This is a genomic window from Kribbella sp. NPDC050124 (genome assembly GCF_044460355.1).
GTDB lineage: Bacteria > Actinomycetota > Actinomycetes > Propionibacteriales > Kribbellaceae > Kribbella.
This window is the reverse complement of record NZ_JBITJU010000007.1, coordinates 320591-337654: the sequence shown is the minus strand read 5'-3', so window position 1 is coordinate 337654 and position 17064 is coordinate 320591. Positions and strand designations below refer to the sequence as shown.

Below are 17064 nucleotides of genomic sequence, written 5' to 3'. Positions count from 1 at the left end.
CCCGGGTACTGTGCGTCAATTCGCTCCCTGGCCGGATGTCCGGCGGACTGCTGGTTCCTAGCCTCGATCTCAGGAATCGAGACCTGAGGAGCAGGCATGACGGACATCATCACCCCGCGGCGGACCGACGCGGACAGCCCGGTATCCGGGCGCAGCACGTTCCCCATCCGCTGGTTGCAGTCGATCGGGTACGACGTTCGCCTCGCCGTCGTCGGCGCACAGACGATGGCCGACGCGGCACTGGGGGAGGAGCGCACGGAGCCCGGTCGACGGGAACACCTGAAGGAAGAAGTAGCCGGCGTCAGGCCGGCCGCAGTGTTCGCGCATGGGCTGATGACCTCAGTGCTGGGGGTGGTGAGCTGCTTCCTGGTGTTGTTGCTGGGGATGGCGATCCTCCGCGGTCCGTTCTACGGGCTGGTGACCGACGGGCCGTACGGTCCGGGCACGTGGGGTGGGCCGACGAAGACGGGGGCGTGGGCGGCACATGCGGTGATCTCGGTGCCGATCGTCGTGGGGTTGCTGCTGGTGTCCCGGGGCATCCAAGCGCTGCACCGAGCCCTGGTCCGGCGGCTGTACGGACTGGCCGGGCGATGGGTGCTCCCGGCAACTATCGCGACCGGTGCTGCGGGGATGTGGCTGATCTGGTCGTGGATTCAGCAGCTGTGACACCGAGCGCACTAGGGTCCGAAGAGTGAACCGACCATCGAGGGGACCTACGACTCGCTCGCGCCTGGCAAGCTGGGGTGCCGGCGTGGGGGTCGTCGCGTTGGTGCTCCTGACTGGCCTCGACCTGTACCAGCACTATCGCGTCCCGATGGGTGCCGTAGCAGGACTGGCACTGGCCCGGGGTCTGGGGCTCGCGCTGGCCTGGTCGCGTCCCCGGGCAGCGATCGTCGTCTCGCTGACCGTCAGCGCGATCACAGCCGCGGTCACCGTGCCCGACCCCCCGACCGAGCCGTGGCCATGGGGGACAACAACAGCGTTCGGTACGTCGTTCGTCCTCGCAATCGCCGGCGCCCGTGGCCTGAGCCGCCGCGAACTGGCCGCGTGGTGGGCAGCCACTCAGGCCATCGGCGTAGTTGCCCTCGCGCTCGCACCGGACCGAGGCAGCTGGGGCTCCCTGCTCGTCATGGCGGGACTGTCAGCGGTCGCAGTCGTAGTCGCCGACCTGCTGCGGTCCAGGACGGAGACACGTCGCCGGCTGGCCGAGCAGGAGGTCATCAGCAAGGAGGAGCGGGCCGAGCGCGCCCGGCTGCAGGAGCGGGCGCGGATCGCGCGGGAGCTCCACGACGTCGTCGCACACCACCTGTCGGTCGTAGTCGTCCGCGCGGACAGCGCACCACACCGCCTTCCGTCGCTACCGGACGACGCAAGGGCGGAGTTCGTCGAGATCGCCGACGCGGCGCGGGCGTCGCTGACCGAGATGCGGCGCGTGCTGCAGTTGCTGCGCGACGACGAGCCGCCAACGCATGAGCTGGGGCCGCAGCCGGGACTGGAGCAGCTCTCCGAACTCGTCGCGACCACGAGGCGGGCGGGGGCAGATGTGCGCCTCGATGACGGCGTGCCGAGCGGACTGGATCCGGCTGTGGAGTTGGCGGCGTACCGGATCGTGCAGGAGGCGCTCAGCAATGCGGTCCGGCACGCACCGAAGTCCACAGTGCAAGTGACCGTACGGCGGGAGGGCCATGCGCTGACGCTGACAGTCCGAAACGGTCCAGGGCGAGGCGCAGGACAGCCGGGCAGCGGCCAGGGCCTGGTCGGGATGCGGGAGCGAGTGGCACTGCTGGATGGGAGTGTGAGCACCGGACCGACCCCTGAGGGCGGTTACCTGGTGGAGGTGTCGATTCCGGTCGGGGAGGTGGTGGCGAGTGGCGATCAGAGTGCTGGTGGTTGACGACCAGGAGATGGTGCGGGCCGGCTTTACCGCGTTGCTGAACGCGCAGCCCGATCTCGAGGTCGTCGGCCAGGCCGGTGACGGGGCCGAGGCAGTAGGGCTCGCGGCTGAGCTGCAGCCCGACGTGATCCTGATGGACGTCCGCATGCCCGGCATGGACGGACTGGCCGCAACCCGCCGCATCCTGACCGCCGATGCCGACCAGCACCCACGCGTCATCATGCTGACCACGTTTGACCTGGATGACTATGTGTATGCGGCGCTCCGAGCAGGCGCGAGTGGGTTTCTGCTCAAGCACTCCACCCCGGACGAGCTGGCCAATGCGGTCCGAGTCGTGGCCGCAGGTGATGCGTTGCTCGCTCCGTCGGTGACACGCCGCCTGGTGGAGGACTTCGCCCGCGTCCAACCCGTCGTACCGATCACTCCGGTCCACCTGACGCCCCGCGAGACCGACGTACTGCGGCAGGTCGCGCGCGGGCTGTCCAACCGCCAGATTGCCGCAGAGCTCGTGCTGGCCGAGCAGACCGTGAAGACGCACGTGAGCAACATCCTGACCAAGCTGGACCTGCGGGACCGCGCCCAGGCCGTGGTCTACGCGTACGAGGCCGGTGTGGTGTCACCGGGCCCACGCCACTGAAGGAGGATGCATGGAGGTGCTCGAGCGGCTGCGGGGACTCTGCCTCGCGCTGCCGGAGACGACGGAGCGGCCGAGCCACGGGGAGCCGACGTGGTTCGTGCGGGACAAGAAGGTGTTCGTGATGTTCGCGAACCAGCACCACGACGACCGCATCGGGTTCTGGTGCGCAGCGCCGCCCGGGGTGCAGGAGTCGCTGGTCGAGGAGGACCCCGAGCACTTCTTCAGGCCGCCGTACGTCGGTCATCGCGGCTGGCTCGGCGTCTACCTCGATGTCGACCGGGTGGACTGGGACCACCTCGAAGACCTGGTCGAGAGCGCCTACCGGCAGATCGCGCCGAAAACCCTGATCGCCAAGCTGGACGCCCTCTAGGTCCAGGTCGCCGACGCTGGATCCACGCCGTGGGACGCGGTGTTCGCGAAGATCGTCGCGTGCAGCCAGTCGGTCAGACCGGGGGAGAGGGACTCGAAGTAGTCGCTGTAGCCCGGCTCCGAGACGAACATCCGCGCCAGGCAAGCATGCATCGAGTGCGTGCAGTCGAAGTAGCGCGCGAAGGACTCCCGGTGGCGCTCGGCCAGCGCGTTGGCCTCGGCTGATCCAGGTACGACGCCCGCCCGCTGAGCCTCAGCCAGGTCCAGATGCAATGCCTCCGTAGCGGCCGCGACCGCACGCCAGTCGTCCGGCGAGAGCGTGCTGCTCCGCTCGACGTACTGCGCCCATTGCTTGGTGTCGCCCCAGCGGTCCTCGGCCTCCTGCACCCACTCGGGCCGCCAGTCGGTGCCGAAGATCTCGACCTGCTCTTGCGGCGACAGCCTGATCCCCGACGACCTCGCCGCCAGCATCCGGTCCACCGCGTCCACCATCGTCTGGAGATGCGAGATCTGCGACGTGAGCTGAGCACGCTGGCGGCGCAGGTGCTCGCGGGCGTCGGCGGACGGGTCGTCCAGCACCCGACCGATCTCGGCGAGCGGCAGACCGAGCTCCCGGTACACGAGCACCTGGTGGATCCGGGCGACGTCGTCGCCGGAGTAGACCCGGTAGCCGGCCAGGGTGCGTCCGCTCGGCCGGATCAGGCCGACCGTGTCCCAGTGGTGCAGCGTCCGCACGCTGACACCGACCAGGGCGGCCGCCTGGCCGACCGTCAGTTCGTCCGAAGTCACGACCTCATCTTGTCAGCGGGATGCCGGATCCCGATCTCGCGCAGGTTGGCCGCCTCAGGGCCGGCCGGGTCGAGCGGGCGGGCAGCGGTCATCGTGACGCGGGCGTTCTCCGGCGTGGTCACGGTCAGCTCGACCGAGTTCCACGGCTTCACCTCAGGACCTTCAGTGCATCCGGGGACCAATTCCAGGCACCGCGCGGCGACCTCGTCGAGCTGGCCCAGGACACAAGCGAAACTGATGCTCAGCGCCGAGGCCTCGGCCGCCGCGGCTCCGGGGACCAGGAGCACGTCCTGGAACGCCCACCGCCGCAGGTGGGTCACCTGCCCACCAGGCGCCGAGAAGAGGTCGATGAAACCCAGTCCCCGGATCCAGAAGTCCTTCGACACCGCAAGATCGTTGGTCGGGATGGTGACGAACATCGGCATGCCGTAAATCTCCCGGTAGACCTCGGGAGCGGTCGCGTCGAGAGCCGGGATCGGAACAGGACTGGTGTACGAATTCATGCCTGCGATCGTCGAGCCTCACGTTACGTCAGGGTCAATCCGATAACGGCCGAGCGGCCTGCGGCAGCCGAGGCAACTGCCGGCTCCACGCGTCGGCGTGCTCAGGCGTGGACCACGCCCACGACCGGATCTGCTCGACGCTGCGGCGCCCGAAAACAGCCCGGAAGAGCTCGTACGTCGACGTACGCACCACCGCGACAGGCGTACCGCGGCCGAGTTCGTACCTGGCGTCGGGTGTCTCCATCGACAGGGTCCCGAAGGCATAGTCCGACGGATCCGATTCGGACAGCGCCCAGTCCAGCGTCGCCAGCCAGAGGTCACGCGGCGGCCGCCCGAACCCCAGGACACCGTGCAGATCCGCCTCGTGCGTACCCGCGTCCGCCCACGGGTTGCAGACCAGCGGGTGGTCGCTCGTACCGGCCAGGATCACGTCCTCGAGCGCCGGCCCACTGACCGCCCATTCCTCGAGTACGGCGTCGATCGCCAACCGGCGGCGGGCTTCGACCTGGACGGCCGTCCAAGGTGGTTGCGGCGCCCCGTCGAGGTTGCCCGCGGCGAAGTCCGTCGCGACCCCGGCCAGGTGTGAGACGAGGTCACGCACAGTCCACTCCGGGCAGGCCGGGACGTAGCGGTCCAGGTCGGCCGGGCTCAGGGAACGCACCGCGTGAGTGACCCGTTCCCGGGTTGCGGCGTACAGGGCGGCGCTGGTCGCAGGATCCATGTCTGCCTCCTTCACAGGACTGACGAACGGGCCCTCTCAGGATCGACAGATAGGGTGACGCGGTGAGCATGGGTGACGTAGGCCCGCGGCTGGCGATCGCGTTGGCGTTCGGCAGTTCGGCGGCCGTGATGGTGCTGGAACTGGTCTCGTTGCGGCTGGTCGCGCCGTACATCGGGCTGACGCTGGAGACGAACACCGCGGTCATCGGGGTCGCACTGGCTGCGATCGCGACCGGCGCCGCGCTGGGTGGGCGATACGCCGACTCAGTGTCACCGCGGAAGACGCTGGGGCCGCTGGTGCTGATCGGCGGCGCTCTGGTGATGCTGATCCTGCCGGTCGTGCGCTGGACCGGTGAGTCGCTGAGCGCCGGCACCGATCTGGTGTTCCTGGTACTCGCAGTGGCCCTGTTCGCGCCGGCCGCGCTGCTGTCTGCCGTGACGCCGATGGTGACCAAGCTGCGGCTGGCGACGCTGGCCGAGACGGGTACGGTCGTCGGCCGGCTGTCGGCGTACGCGACTGTCGGTGGCATCGCGGGCACTGTGCTGACCGGGTTCGTGTTCGTGTCGAAGGTCCCGGTCAGCACGATCGTGCTCACCCTCGGCGGCCTGCTCGTGGTGTCCGGTGCTGTGCTGACCGTCGTACTGCGAGGCGCCCGGACAGCTGTGAAGCCGGTAGCCCTCGCGCTGATCGGTGCCACGCTCACTCTGGTCGCACCACGGCCTTGTGAGGTGGAGACGGCGTACCACTGCGCCAGAGTGGTGGCAGACCCCAACCGTGATGGCGGGCGGACGCTGTACCTGGACCAGCTCCGGCACTCGTACGTCGACCTGAACGACCCGACGTACCTGGAGTTCGACTACATCAAGAACTTCGCCGCCGCGATCAACGCCACCTGGCCCGAGAACCAGCGAGTGGACGCCCTCCACATCGGCGGCGGCGGACTGACGATGCCTCGGTACCTGACCGCCACCCGCCCGGGCAGCCACAACAAGGTGTACGAGATCGACGGTGCCGTGGTCGAGCTGGACGAGAAGGAGCTCGGCGTCCGGACCGGACCGGAGCTGGATGTCACCGTCCGCGACGGCCGGCTCGGTATCCGCGCCGAGCCGACGGACAGCGACGACCTGATCATCATGGATGCGTTCAGCGGGGTGTCCGTGCCGTGGCACCTGACCACGCGCGAGGTGGTCGCGGACATCCGCCGGGTGCTGCGCCCGGACGGCCTGTACCTGGTGAACGCCATCGACTTCCGCGACGCCGCGTTCGCCAAGGCCGAGATCCGGACCCTGCAGGACGAGTTCGCGCACGTCAGCGTGATCGCCCGGAAGAACGACGAGGGCGGCAACTTCGTGCTGGTCGCCTCCGACCGGCCGATCGACGAGCAGGCGATCGCGGCCCGGATCCCGCCGACGATGGAGCTCAAGCCGGCCCTGGACGGTTTCGTCGGCGACGCGCCTGTCCTCACCGATGACTACGCACCGGTCGACCAGCTGCTGACGCCGTTCACAAGCTGAGCCGGAGTTGTGCTCGCGGGCCGGGGCTTGTTGCATGGCACCATGCACCCACGCGCAGGCCAGCCCGCTCAGCCCGAGGACCTCGTCGACGTCGACGCGCTGCTGAAGGCGTACGACGACCTCACTCCGGACGTGGACAACCCCGCCCAGAAGGTCGTCTTCGGTACGTCGGGACACCGCGGCTCGAGCCTGGACGCCGCCTTCAACGAGGCACACATCCTGGCTATCACCCAGGCGATCTGCGAGTACCGCGCCGGTGAGGGCACGTCCGGCCCGCTCCTGGTCGGCCGGGACAGCCACGGCCTGTCCGAGCCGGCCTGGCGGACCGTGCTCGAGGTGCTGGCCGGCAACGACGTACAGACCCTGGTGGACAGCGCGGACCGGCTCACGCCGACGCCTGGGGTGTCGCACGCGATCCTGCGGCTCAACCGCGGGGCAGGCGCCGGCGCGGACGGCATCGTGATCACGCCGTCGCACAACCCTCCGCGCGACGGCGGCATCAAGTACAACCCGCCGCACGGCGGTCCGGCCGACTCCGACGCGACCGGCTGGATCGCGGCCCGGGCGAACGAGCTGATCGCCGGCGGCAACCGGGAGGTACGGCGCAAGTCGTTCGAGCAGGCCCGGTCGGCGGCGGGGGAGTACGACTTCGTCGGTCACTACGTCGACGACCTGCCGTCGGTGCTCAACCTCGACGCGATCCGGAGCGCCGGCGTCAAGATCGGCGCGGATCCGCTTGGCGGCGCCAGCGTCGACTACTGGGCCGCGATCGCCGAGCGGCACGGCCTCGACCTGACCGTGGTGAACCCCCGGATCGACCCGGCCTGGCCGTTCATGACGCTGGACCACGACGGCAAGATCCGGATGGACTGCTCCTCGCCGTACGCGATGGCCTCGCTGGTCGCGCAGCGGGACCGGTACGACGTGGCCACCGGCAACGACGCGGACGCGGACCGGCACGGCATCGTCACCCCGGACGCCGGGCTGATGAACCCGAACCACTACCTCGCGGTCGCGATCTCGTACCTGTTCACGAACCGGCAGTGGGGCCCGGACGTCGCGGTCGGCAAGACCCTGGTGTCGTCGTCGCTGATCGACCGCGTGGTCGCGGACCTGGGCCGGCGGCTGTGGGAGGTGCCGGTCGGCTTCAAGTGGTTCGTTCCGGGGCTGGTCGACGGCTCGGTCGGCTTCGGCGGTGAGGAGTCGGCCGGCGCCAGCTTCCTGCGCTTCGACGGGACGGTGTGGACCACGGACAAGGACGGCATTCTGCTGGCGCTGCTGGCCAGCGAGATCACTGCGGTCACCGGTGAGACGCCGTCACAGGCCCACGCGAAGCTGGTCGAGCGCTTCGGTGCGTCGGCGTACTCAAGGGTGGACGCACCGGCCACGCGGGAGCAGAAGGCCAAGCTGTCCAAGCTGTCGGCCGACGCGGTCACGGCGACCGAGTTGGCCGGCGAGCCGATCGTGGACCGACTGACCAGCGCGCCGGGCAACGGCGCTGCGATCGGCGGGCTGAAGGTCACCACCGAGTCGGCGTGGTTCGCCGCGCGCCCTTCCGGCACGGAGGACCTCTACAAGATCTACGGCGAGTCCTTCAAGGGCGCGGAGCACCTGGAGCAGGTCTTCGTCCAGGCACGCGAGGTCGTCTCGAAGGCGCTGGGCTAACGCACGAAGGAGTCGAGCAACCGGTCCAGATCCGCGGCGGGATCGTTGGTGAGCCCGCTGTGGGTCGGTCCGGGGTGGACGACGGTACTGCGCGGCGCAGCCAGCCACCGGAATCGCTCGCCGATCTTGGTTGCCGCGGCCGGTCCGCCGGCCGGATCGCCCGCGCAGATCGCCCGGATGTGGTCCAGCGACGCGCAGACCACGTCGACGTCGACCGCGGGATCGAGGGCCTGCAGACGTGCCGGATCGACGTCCCAGGCCGCGCCCAGGAAGTCCAGGGCGCGGCAGTACAGCACGGCGCCGACGTTGATGAACTCACCGCGGTGGATCCGCGGCGCAGCCCGCAGGATCACGTAGTCGAAGGGCACCATGTCGGCGCTCACCGGTCACCTCCCGGCAGCCAGGCGGCGCGATTGTCCAGCCGGGCGAGCAGGTGGCCGAGGTAGCGCTCCCGGTCCCCGTTCTCGATCCACTCATCCGGCACCAGCGCGATCACCTCGGTCAGCAGCCCGGGCGTGATCGCCGCCGCGAGCTCGGCGTCGAGCGCCGGTACGTCGGGAGCCGCGACCGAGAACACGTGGTCCGAGGCGTCGTACGGGAGCGCGGCGAACTTCTCCGCGGGCATCCAGGCGTGGTGGAAGTACAACGCGGCGCCGTGATCGATCAGCCAGAGATTCTTGTGCCAGACCAGCAGGTTCGGGTTGCGCCAGGACCGGTCGACGTTGGCGACGAACGCGTCCAGCCAGAGGATTCGGGCCATGCCCTCGTCACCTGGGTTGCCGGCCGAACCGTCGTACCCGAAGGAGCCGGGCAGGAAGTCGACGGCCAGGTTCAGCCCGGCGCTGCGCAGCAGCAGCTCCTGGATCTCGAAGTCGGGCTCGGACTTGCCGATCGCGGGGTCGAGCTGCATCAGCTTGAGGTCCGGCACCCGCAGCCCGAGCCGGCGGAACAGTTCGCCGACGATCACCTCGGCGACCAGCGCCTTCGGGCCCTGGCCGGCGCCGTGGAACTTGAGCACGTAGGTGCCGAGATCGTTGCCCTCGACAACACCAGGAAGCGAGCCGCCCTCGCGCAGCGGCAGCACGTAGCGGGTCGCGGTGACCGTCGGCAGACTCACGCCGCAGAGCCTAGCCGCCGGCCGTTTGTGAATGGGTACCGGATGCGGGTGAAGAGCCCTTCGATGGGGGTCGAGGAAGAGCTCCTGCTGGTTTCCGCCACCGGTGACCCCCTCCCACGCAGCAAGGCGGTCGTGGCGGACGTCCAGGAGCTCGACGTCGCCCTCGAGCTGACCAGAGCCATGGTGGAGATCAACTCCCCGGTCTGTGAGACCGCCGACGAGCTGCGCGGCCACCTCACCGAGATGCGTGCCAGGCTCGCCAAGGCGGCAGCGGACGAAGGCGGGCGGCTGCTCGCCATCGCCGTACCGCCGCACGGGCGGGCCGCGCAGTCGATCACGCGGAAGCCGCGCTACCAGGAGCTGGCCGACAAGTGGGGGTTGCTGGCGCGCGAGCAGGGTGTCTGCGGTTGTCACGTGCATGTCGACGTACCGGACAAGGAGGCGGCGATCCGGGCGAGCAACCACCTCCGGCCGTGGCTGCCGGTGCTGTTGGCGCTCACCGCGAACTCGCCGATCTACCTCGACCAGGACACTGGCTTCGCGAGCTGGCGATGGCTGATGACGACCCGGTGGCCGTGTGCCGGACCGCCGCCGTACTTCGAGTCGGTCGAGCACTACGATGCACTGGTCGCGATGCACTTGGCGTCGGGCACGCTGATCGACGAGCAGATGGTCTATTGGGACATCCGGCCGTCGTCACACTTGCCGACGATCGAGGTGCGGGTCAGCGACATCCCACTCACGGTGGACGAGACCGTGGTCCTCGCGACTGTGGTCCGCGCTCTGGTGATGACGGCGGTCGAGGACGGCTCACAGGGTCCGTCGCTGGAGCCGGAGGTACTGCGCGCCGCCTACTGGCTGGCCGCGCGGGATGGCTTGACGGGCAACGGCCTCGATGTGCGTACGGCGGAGTCGCTGCCGATGGTCCAGGTCCTGAAGCGGCTGCTGCAGCACGTCGAACCGGCACTGCAGGAACTCGACGCGGCGGACATGGTTGAGGACGGCATCCAGCGGGTACTAAGCACCGGCAACGGAGCCGTCCGCCAACGCAGGGCCTTCCGTGAGGGCGCCAACCTCATCGCCCTCACGGAAGTCAAACCCTAGTTGCGCAGGAAGCCTTCCAGGCCGTGCAGGTCGTCGGTGTTGATGTGGTCGACGCCTGCCGCTGCCAGCTCGCTCCACAACGCCTCGCGGGCCGCGCCGCGGATGTCGGGCGTCGCCCAGAAGCGCACCCGGTAGCCGGCGTGGTGAGCCTGTACGACGATGTCGTGCAGCTTGGTCTTCTCCGCGGCCGGCATCGGGCCGATGCCGGTCCAGGTGAAGTGGTTGGTCCAGTTGTCGCTCACCAGCGGCATCAGTGACGCCGGCATGCCGGACCGCAGGTCGGCGAGCCGGCCGTCGTACCCGGCGTACCGGACCTTCTGCGCCTTCAGCACGTCGAGCGGGCGGTTGCCGCTGATCACCGGGGTCACTGCGCCCTTGACCACGCGACCGTTGATGAACACCGTGCTGATGCCCCGGTACTTGGTCAGCTCCTTGTCGATGGCGGCGTACGTCGACGGCCCGTCGCTCTTGATGTCGATCAGCAACTGGAAGTCGCGCCCGTGCTTGTAAACCTGCCCGTGGTTCTCCCGGACCCGGTCGGCCAGCGGCTTCAGGTACAGGCTCTCCAGGTTCCGACCAGGTACGGCGTCCTCCAGGTCGTGCGCAACCCGCAGCTCACCGTCGATCAGCCACACGTCCGCCTCGACGCTGTTGAACCCACGGTCCAGCGCGTCCTGCAGCGGCCGCCGGTGCTCGTAGTCGTTGTGCGCGTGCGCCGACGGCAACGACCGTACGGCGGGGGCGTCGTACGACCGGGGAAGCCGGAAGCCCTCGGACCGTACGACGTCGCGCAGCCGGTCGGGGTAGTCGGTGATGATGCCGTCGACACCCTTGTCGATCAGCGACTGCATCGTCGCCGGGTCGTCGACCGTCCACGGCACGACCTTCATCCCGGCATCGTGCGCGGACTTCACCATCTCCTCGGTCACGTACGGCCGGTACGTCGGATCGGTGATCTTGCCGTCCTGCGGGAAGCCGTGCACCGGCGAGATCGCGGACGCGCCGAAAGACTTGGTCGCCTTGACCAGGTCACCGCCGAAGTCGTCGATGTCGATGCCGCCCAGCCACGGCGACTTGCCGGGCTGGCCGACCTGCAGGAAGTCGTAGTTCGTCAGCGCGACCAGCGGCAGCTCGGGGGCGACCTCGCGCATCCGCATCAGCGCGCCCCAGTCGAAGCTCTGGATCGTCACCTGGCGGGCGATCCGGGCGGTCCGGACCTCCTGCGCGACGACCTGCACGAACTGCTCGCGCGGCGCGGTCTCCGACGGCGCGCCGGCTTCGACCTTGGTCTCGATGTTGAGCTTGACGCCGTACGCGTGGAACCGGTGCACCAGTGCGAAGACGTCGCGCAGCTCCGGCATCTGGGCGCCCGGGTCGGGCTGCTGGCCGGGGAAGTTCGGCAGCGTCTGCGTACCGCAGTCGAGCTGCTTGACCTGCTTCAGGGTGAGGGTCTTGATGAACTTCCCGACGTACGGGTACTCCGGGTCGCCCGGGGTGTAGGGCGCGGTGTCCTTGCACTTCGTGCCGGAGATCCTGCGGTCGTGGGTGACGACGGCGTGGCCGTCCTCGGTGATCTGGACGTCCAGCTCGAGGGTGCTGACGCCCAGCTCGAGGCCGTGCGAGAAGGACGCGATCGTGCTTTCCACCGTGAGCCCGAGGCCGCCGCGATGGGCCTGGATGTCGAAGTCGCCACGAGACGCGGCAGCCGGAGCGGCCGGCAGCAGTCCCGCAACAACAAGGGCAAGCGGAAGCAGCGCGCGGGTAAGGCGGCGCATGGGGGTTCCTTCCAGAGGGGTGTGGGCGGACGCCCCTGAGGCTGGCTGCCACAGGAGGACCTGTGCCTTCGTGAAGGTAGCCCAGAAGCGGCCGACTGGTGACCTCCGCGTGTCGCGGATGACTACGGAGCGGATACGAGTCGTCGCAGCCGGTTGCTGTAGTTCGTCACCCCAGCGGCCCGGTGGTGACGAAGGCCGGCACCGAGGTCACCGTGAGCCCTCGTCGGCGTTCTCGGGCAGCGTGACGAGCAGGTTGGCGGTCATGCCGCTGGTCCGGATGTCCTTCGACTCCACGGTCGAGCAACCGGTCAGAGCGAGGACGACGGCCAGGGCGGCGATGCGCTTCACGATTCGGGAAGCCAACACCGCGGGGGATCAGCTACTCGTACTGCAGCGCCTCCAGCGGGTTCAGCCGGGCCGCCCGGCGAGCCGGCCAGATCGCGGCGAAGATGCCGACCACCACGGCGACGACCGCGAAGATCACCAGCTGCCCGGTCGGGACGGTGAAGGTGACCTCCTCCAGCCGGGCGGCCAGCAGCGACGCGAGCACCAGGCCGAGGACGATCCCGATCACCGCGCCGATCAGCGCGGTGATCACACTCTCCTGGCGGATCATCCGCTTCACCTGACCTCGGGTCAGGCCGATCGCGCGCAGCATGCCGAGTTCCCGGGTCCGCTCGAACACGGTCAGCACGAGCGTGTTGACGATGCCGAAGAGGCTGACCAGCACCGACAGCGCGAGCAGCACGTACAGCACGTTGAGCAGGCTCTTCACGCTGTCGGTCTGCGCCTTCTTGAACTCCTCCCGCGTCATCGCCTTCGCATTCGGGAACGGCTGCAGCGCGTTCTCCAGGGCGGCCGTGTTCTCCGCGCTGACGCCACCGCGCACGTTGACGAACGTGAAGACGTTCATCGGCTGGGTGCTGGCCGAGTCGAACGTCGTGGTCGAGATGGTCACGTTCCCGAACGGCGACCCGCCGGCCGGCGGCCGGAAGATCCCGCGCACCTGCAGCTGCAGGGTCGCCCCGGTCGCCATCACCATCGGGAACCGGGATCCCAGCGTGAGCCCGTGGTCGTCGGCGTACTCGGCGTCGACGATCGCGCCGTCGGTCCCGAGCTCACCGAGTGCCGCCTGCGAGCCGTCGCGCCAGTCGAACGTGAGCAGTTGCGGCGCCTCTGCATCGACGGCAGTGATCGTGATTGTCTTGCCGAACGCCTGCGCCTGCCCACCGCGCACGCTGGTCACCTCCTCGACGGCCGGGACCTCGGCCACCGCGGCGGCGACCGTCGGCGGCAACGGGCTGAAGTTGTTCTGCGCCGTGATTGCGTAGTCGGCGCTGAAGATCCCGTCGACGGCCTGCTCGAACGGCTTGATGATGCCCGCGCCGAGGGTGGCGACCAGCGTGACCAGAGCCAGCCCGATCATCAACGCTGCCGCGGTCGACGCCGTCCGGTGTGGGTCGCGCCGGCTGTTCTGGCCGCCGATGGCGACCGCAGGCCGGTCGGGGAGAACCCGCGGGAACTCGGGGTGCCGGCCGAACAGTCGCCGTACCGCCCACAACGGCACCAAAATGAACGGCCAGATGAGAGCCGTCAGTACGACGACCGCCCAGCGTGCGATCGGGTCCGACACCGCCGCGAGCGGGCGGACGAGGCGCGCAGAGAACAGCGCGATGCCGATGAACAACAGCAGGACTCCCGCGCCGAGACACGACAGCAGGGCGGTTGTCGACAATCCGTCTGCGAACAATCCGACGACCACCAGGCCGATGCCCGCCGCGGCGAGCAGCGCGGCGCCCACCGGGCGGAACCGGTGCAGCGGACCGGGCGCGAGCGTCGCGCCTTCGCGGACCGCGGCGATCGGCGGCACGCGGGTCGCCCGCCAGGCCGGCCGCAGACTCGCCAGCACGGTCACCAGGACGCCGACCAGCAGCGCGACCACGATCGTGCGGGTCTGGAACACCAACCCGTTGTTCGGCATCGTGAAGCCGACCGAGTCGAACAGCTTGAACAACCCGGCGGCGATCGCGAGCCCGAGGAACAGCCCGATCACCGCGGAGACGAACCCGGTCAGCAAAGCCTCGAGCACGACCGTGCCGAGGATCTGGCGGCGGGCCGCGCCGAGAGTGCGCAGGGTGGCGAACTCGCGGGTCCGCTGGGCGATCGTGATGGACAGCGAGTTGGCGATCACGAACGAGCCGACGAACAGCGCGATCCCGCCGAACACCAGCAGGAACGTCTCCAGGAAGGACAGGAACCCGGTGATCTCGGCCGTTTCCTCGGCCGCCTGGTCCTCGGCGGACCTGATCTGGGTCTGCGGGGGTAGGATCGGCTGCACCGCATCGATGAGCTGCTGCACGCTGGTGCCGGCCTTGGCCGCGATCAGGATCTGGTCCAGCTTGCCGGACTTGTCGAACAGCCGCTGCGCGGTCCCGACCTCGAAGCCGGCCAGGGTCGCGCCGCCGATCGACGAGACCGCGCCGAACTCGACCAGCCCGGCGATCCGCATCTCCTCGGCCGGGCCGCGCGCCTGGACCCGGATCGTGTCCCCGGGGGCGAACCCCTTCTCCTCGGCGCTGTGCGTGTCGACGACCACCTCGCCCGGCTTCGGCCAGTCGCCGGACACCAGGGTGAGCGAGTTGAACTGCGGCAGCGCCGGGTCCACGCTGAAGCCCAGGTTCGGGGCGCCGCCGAAGACGACCGCCTTGCCGTCCTTGCCGATCAGCTGCGCCTCGCCGAACACGTTGCCCCCGGCAATTCCGACCTCAGGCAGCTCGCGGACCTCGTCCAGCAGCCCGGCGTCGAACGGCGGCGCCGACACGGTCCCGTCGTCGGCCGCGTCGAACGAGGTCTTGCCGGTGATCGCGGCGTCGGTGTTCTTGTAGTTCTCGGTGATGATCGAGTCGAACGCGCCGGTGATCGAGTCGGTCAGCACGTAGGTGCCGGAGATCAGCGACACCCCGAGGACGACGCCGATCGCGGTCAGCGCCGTCCGCAGCTTGCGGGCCAGCAGACCCTGGAACGCGAACCGGATCACTGGACGTCCAGCGTGTCGATCATCTGCAGGATCTCGTGCTGGCTGGACGGGCCGGTTTCCTTCACGATCTCGCCGTCGTCCAGGTACAGCACCCGGTCGGCCATCGCGGCCGCGCGGGCGTCGTGCGTCACCATCACCGTGGTCTGGCCGTAGTCCTCGACCGAGCTGCGCATCAGCGTGAGGATCTCACCGCTGGTCCGCGAGTCCAGGTTGCCGGTCGGCTCGTCGGCGAACACGACCGTCGGCCGCGACACCAGCGCCCGCGCGATCGCGACCCGCTGCTGCTGGCCGCCGGACAGCTCGGCCGGGCGGTGGTGCAGCCGGTCGGACAGCCCGACCCGCTGGATCAGGTCGGCGAAGTACTGCGGGTCGGGCTTCTCGCCTGCGATCGTCAGCGGCAGCAGCACGTTGTCGCGCGCGGACAGCATCGGCAGCAGGTTGAAGAACTGGAAGATGAATCCGATGTGCTTGCGGCGCAGCTTGGTCAGCGCGTCGTCGCCGAGCGTGGTGATCTCGGTGCCGTCGATCCGGACCGAGCCCGACGTCGGCCGGTCCAGCCCGGCCAGGATGTGCATCAGCGTCGACTTGCCCGACCCCGACGGGCCCATCACGGCGGTCAGCTGTCCCGGCTCGATCGAGACATCCACGCCGTGCAGCGCGTGGACGGCGGTTTCCCCCTCGCCGTACACGCGGACGATGCCCTGCGCCTCCACGACCCCCTGCGTCTCCACGACGTCCGTGGTCCCCTCCAAGCCGACCATCGCGCCCCTCCCCGGCGGATCAGCGGCCCCCAGCCTTAGCGGTCACCCACCTTCGAGTGTGCGCGCCCCCGACGATCAGATCCACCCCCGGCGGGCAGCGTGGAAGCCCAGTTGGAGCCGGGTGTCTGCGGAAACCAGGTCCATCAGGGCCCGGACCCGGCGCTGAACTGTGCGCATCGAGAGGTTCAGTTGGTTCGCCACGGCCTGGTCGGTGAGCCCTGCCAGCAGCAGACCGAGGATGCGGGCGTCCAGCTCGGGCAGACCGTCGGACGATCCCTCCACCATGCCGTCAGTGCCGAGCACGAGAGGCAGGCCGTCACGCCACACCCGGTCGAACAGCGCGAGCAGTGCGTCGAGCATGCCGCTGCTGTGCACGATCAGCGCACCGATGCTGCCACCGGAGCCGGACAGCAACGGCACCAGCGCGATCCGCCGGTCGACAATCAGCAACCGCATCGGCAGCTCCTGTACGACGCGGACCTCTTCACCCGCCTGCAGTGAGTCGGACGCGGCCGCGAAGAACCCGGGTCGGTCGAAGGACCTCCGCTCGATCAGGACCCGGTAGCGCACACCACGGTTGACCGCCGCGTCCTCTTCGGTGTTCTCCTCGGGCGGGACGACAGCGATCTCCGCCTTCACGAAGCCGAGGACCTCCTCCCGCGCGGACATCTGCAGCTGCGCGAACCGCTGCCCGACCGCCTTGGCGCCCCGGACGACGTCCACCACGTCGCCGACCGACCGCTCGGTGTCGGTGCCGCGGTAGACCTCGGCCAGCGACTCGATCTCGCGCTGTGCCCGTCGCAGCTCCTCCTCACGTTGCACGGCCAAGGCAGCGAGGGCGACCGACGGCGGTGAGGCGACGTACCGGTCCGTGCCGCTACTGGAGCGAGCGGCCAGGCCGAGTGTCTCGAGCGCGACCAGCGCGCGGGCGGCCTCGACCGGGTGGCAGCCGAGGCGGCCGGCCAGTCCGGCGGCGTCGTACGACGGCACCTCGACGAGGGCGCGGTAGGCGAGTTCTTCGGAGTCATCCAGTCCGAGCACGTCGAGCACGATGCCTCCCAGCAGACGGTTGTGTGGCGGGCGGACTCTGGCAGGTTCGTGAATTGTCGCAATCCTGCCAGTCCAGGCCCCTCTTTCGCTGGCGGTTTTGCGATGGACTGACCCGCGACAACGTCACG

Annotated in this window: 17 protein-coding genes; 7 read left to right on the top strand and 10 right to left on the bottom strand. The window is 69.4% G+C overall.

All coding sequences use genetic code 11. From position 1 onward, the window contains the following. Window positions 1-96 precede the first annotated feature (96 nt). From ACIBL3_RS19705 to ACIBL3_RS19690, 4 genes are all read left to right on the top strand, one after another. Entirely contained in the window at window positions 97-666 is a 570-nt protein-coding gene (locus ACIBL3_RS19705; protein WP_396354850.1) for a hypothetical protein, read from the top strand. A gap of 85 nt (window positions 667-751) precedes the next feature. Continuing rightward, window positions 752-1894 (top strand): histidine kinase, encoded by a 1143-nt coding sequence (locus ACIBL3_RS19700; RefSeq protein WP_396354849.1) that lies wholly within the window; start codon window positions 752-754, stop codon window positions 1892-1894. After that, window positions 1869-2531, top strand: a complete 663-nt coding sequence (locus tag ACIBL3_RS19695) for a response regulator (RefSeq protein ID WP_396354848.1) — start codon at window positions 1869-1871, stop codon at window positions 2529-2531. Before ACIBL3_RS19700 ends, ACIBL3_RS19695 begins: the two co-directional genes overlap by 26 nt. 10 nt (window positions 2532-2541) lie before the next feature. After that, entirely contained in the window at window positions 2542-2901 is a 360-nt protein-coding gene (locus tag ACIBL3_RS19690; protein WP_396354847.1) for an MmcQ/YjbR family DNA-binding protein, read from the top strand. Here the strand turns inward: ACIBL3_RS19690 and ACIBL3_RS19685 are convergent. The 3 genes from ACIBL3_RS19685 to ACIBL3_RS19675 are packed head-to-tail and all read right to left on the bottom strand — an operon-like array spanning window position 2898 to window position 4913. Then, window positions 2898-3689 (bottom strand): MerR family transcriptional regulator, encoded by a 792-nt coding sequence (locus ACIBL3_RS19685; protein ID WP_396354846.1) that lies wholly within the window; start codon window positions 3687-3689, stop codon window positions 2898-2900. The two genes, ACIBL3_RS19690 and ACIBL3_RS19685, sit on opposite strands and share 4 nt — an antisense overlap. After that, entirely contained in the window at window positions 3686-4192 is a 507-nt protein-coding gene (locus ACIBL3_RS19680; protein ID WP_396354845.1) for a VOC family protein, read from the bottom strand. Before ACIBL3_RS19680 ends, ACIBL3_RS19685 begins: the two co-directional genes overlap by 4 nt. Window positions 4193-4226: 34 nt before the next feature. Continuing rightward, window positions 4227-4913 carry a maleylpyruvate isomerase family mycothiol-dependent enzyme gene (locus tag ACIBL3_RS19675; RefSeq protein ID WP_396354844.1) on the bottom strand — a complete coding sequence of 229 codons (687 nt, stop codon included), beginning with the start codon at window positions 4911-4913 and terminating at the stop codon, window positions 4227-4229. Between the two features lie 68 nt (window positions 4914-4981). Between ACIBL3_RS19675 and ACIBL3_RS19670 the strand changes: the two genes are divergently transcribed. Next, complete coding sequence (locus tag ACIBL3_RS19670) at window positions 4982-6427, top strand: fused MFS/spermidine synthase (protein WP_396354843.1); 1446 nt, start codon at window positions 4982-4984, stop codon at window positions 6425-6427. 42 nt (window positions 6428-6469) lie between these two features. After that, the gene (pgm, locus tag ACIBL3_RS19665) at window positions 6470-8092 is read left to right on the top strand and encodes a phosphoglucomutase (alpha-D-glucose-1,6-bisphosphate-dependent) (RefSeq protein ID WP_396354842.1); all 1623 of its coding nucleotides are present in this window, start codon (window positions 6470-6472) and stop codon (window positions 8090-8092) included. On the opposite strand, the gene ACIBL3_RS19660 is transcribed toward pgm, so the two are convergent. Continuing rightward, the gene (locus ACIBL3_RS19660; protein ID WP_396354841.1) at window positions 8089-8475 is read right to left on the bottom strand and encodes a DUF3037 domain-containing protein; all 387 of its coding nucleotides are present in this window, start codon (window positions 8473-8475) and stop codon (window positions 8089-8091) included. The genes pgm and ACIBL3_RS19660 overlap by 4 nt on opposite strands. Continuing rightward, window positions 8472-9209 (bottom strand): HipA family kinase, encoded by a 738-nt coding sequence (locus ACIBL3_RS19655; RefSeq protein ID WP_396354840.1) that lies wholly within the window; start codon window positions 9207-9209, stop codon window positions 8472-8474. The genes ACIBL3_RS19660 and ACIBL3_RS19655 overlap by 4 nt, the downstream gene beginning before the upstream one ends. Window positions 9210-9257: 48 nt before the next feature. On the opposite strand from ACIBL3_RS19655, the gene ACIBL3_RS19650 reads away from it, so the two are divergent. Next, window positions 9258-10313 (top strand): glutamate--cysteine ligase, encoded by a 1056-nt coding sequence (locus ACIBL3_RS19650; RefSeq protein WP_396354839.1) that lies wholly within the window; start codon window positions 9258-9260, stop codon window positions 10311-10313. Here the strand turns inward: ACIBL3_RS19650 and ACIBL3_RS19645 are convergent. The 5 genes from ACIBL3_RS19645 to ACIBL3_RS19625 form a co-directional block, all read right to left on the bottom strand. Further along, window positions 10310-12088 (bottom strand): glycerophosphodiester phosphodiesterase family protein, encoded by a 1779-nt coding sequence (locus ACIBL3_RS19645; RefSeq protein ID WP_396354838.1) that lies wholly within the window; start codon window positions 12086-12088, stop codon window positions 10310-10312. The two genes, ACIBL3_RS19650 and ACIBL3_RS19645, sit on opposite strands and share 4 nt — an antisense overlap. A 207-nt stretch (window positions 12089-12295) precedes the next feature. Next, complete coding sequence (locus ACIBL3_RS19640) at window positions 12296-12436, bottom strand: hypothetical protein (protein WP_396354837.1); 141 nt, start codon at window positions 12434-12436, stop codon at window positions 12296-12298. Between the two features lie 31 nt (window positions 12437-12467). Further along, complete coding sequence (locus tag ACIBL3_RS19635; protein ID WP_396354836.1) at window positions 12468-15125, bottom strand: ABC transporter permease; 2658 nt, start codon at window positions 15123-15125, stop codon at window positions 12468-12470. Then, the gene (locus ACIBL3_RS19630) at window positions 15122-15886 is read right to left on the bottom strand and encodes an ABC transporter ATP-binding protein (RefSeq protein WP_396354835.1); all 765 of its coding nucleotides are present in this window, start codon (window positions 15884-15886) and stop codon (window positions 15122-15124) included. The genes ACIBL3_RS19635 and ACIBL3_RS19630 overlap by 4 nt, the downstream gene beginning before the upstream one ends. Before the next feature lie 75 nt (window positions 15887-15961). After that, window positions 15962-16936 (bottom strand): hypothetical protein, encoded by a 975-nt coding sequence (locus ACIBL3_RS19625; protein WP_396354834.1) that lies wholly within the window; start codon window positions 16934-16936, stop codon window positions 15962-15964. Window positions 16937-17064 lie beyond the last annotated feature (128 nt).